Origin of the sequence: Saccharopolyspora shandongensis (assembly GCF_900106995.1) — a bacterium.
Classification (GTDB): domain Bacteria; phylum Actinomycetota; class Actinomycetes; order Mycobacteriales; family Pseudonocardiaceae; genus Saccharopolyspora; species Saccharopolyspora shandongensis.
The window spans coordinates 1-1,556 of the sequence record NZ_FNOK01000129.1 but is presented as its reverse complement, the minus strand read 5'-3'; the positions used below and the strand labels follow the sequence as shown (position 1 = coordinate 1,556).

The 1,556-nt window shown below is 70.2% G+C and carries 1 protein-coding gene; it reads left to right on the top strand.

Annotated features, from left to right (window positions below; translation table 11 throughout):
• The coding region (gene acs, locus BLW84_RS45920) for an acetate--CoA ligase (RefSeq protein WP_093279044.1) at positions 1–1,556 on the top strand (1,556 nt) is incomplete at both ends.

Sequence of the window (1,556 nt, the reverse complement as noted above, 5' to 3'; positions counted from 1 at the left end):
AAGCAAGCCGAGCGGCTGGCCTGGGACACCAAGTGGGACCAGGTCCTGGACTGGTCGAACGCGCCGTTCTCGAAGTGGTTCGTGGGCGGCAAGCTGAACGTGGCCTACAACTGCGTGGACCGCCACGTCGAGGCGGGCAACGGCGACCGGGTCGCGATCTACTGGGAAGGCGAGCCCGGGGATTCCCGCGAGATCACCTACGCCGAGCTGCAGCGCGAGGTGTCCCGCACCGCCAACGCGCTGGCGGCACTGGGCGTGGGCGCCGGCGACCGGGTCGCGATCTACCTGCCGATGCTGCCCGAAGCCGTGTTCTCGATGCTGGCCTGCGCCCGGCTCGGCGCCATGCACAGCGTGGTCTTCGGCGGGTTCTCCTCGGAGGCGCTGCGCACCCGGATCAACGACGCCGAGGCCAAGGTCGTCATCACCGCCGACGGCCAGTACCGGCGCGGCAAGGCCATGCCGCTGAAGGCCAACGTCGACGAGGCCGTCGCGGAGACCCCCAGCGTCCAGCACGTGGTCGTGGTGCGCCGCACCGGCAGCGAGGTGACCTGGGACGACTCGCGCGACAAGTGGTGGGACGACGTCGTCGCCGGCCAGCCGGAGGAGCACACCCCGGAAGCCTTCGACGCCGAGAACCCGCTGTTCATCCTCTACACCTCGGGCACCACCGGGCGCCCCAAGGGCATCCTGCACACCTCCGGCGGCTACCTCACCCAGGTCGCCTACACGCACCACAACGTCTTCGACCTCAAGCCCGAGTCGGACGTGTTCTGGTGCACCGCGGACATCGGCTGGGTCACCGGCCACAGCTACATCGTCTACGGCCCGCTGGCCAACGGGGCGACGCAGGTCGTCTACGAGGGCACCCCCAACGCGCCGCACGAGGGCCGGCACTGGGAGGTCGTGCAGAAGTACGGGGTGACGATCTACTACACCGCCCCGACGACCATCCGCACCTTCATGAAGTGGGGCGCCGAGATCCCCGCCAAGTACGACCTGTCCTCCCTGCGCCTGCTGGGGTCGGTCGGCGAGCCGATCAACCCCGAGGCCTGGATCTGGTACCGCAAGAACATCGGCGGCGACCGCACGCCGATCGTGGACACCTGGTGGCAGACCGAGACCGGCGCGATCATGATCTCGCCGCTGCCCGGCGTCACCGCCGCCAAGCCCGGCTCCGCGCAGCAGCCGCTGCCCGGCATCTCGGCGAAGGTCGTCGACGAGACCGGCGCCCAGGTCGGCAACGGCGGCGGCGGGCTGCTGGTGCTCGACCAGCCGTGGCCGTCGATGCTGCGCGGCATCTGGGGCGACGACGAGCGCTACCGCGACACCTACTGGTCGAAGTTCGCCGACCTCGGCTACTACTTCGCCGGCGACGGCGCCAAGTACGACGACGACGGCGACATCTGGCTGCTCGGCCGCGTGGACGACGTCATGAACGTCTCCGGGCACCGCATCTCCACCACCGAGGTCGAGTCCGCCCTGGTGTCGCACCCCAACGTCGCCGAGGCCGCCGTGGTCGGGGCCTCCGACCCCACCACCGGCCAGGGCATCGTCGC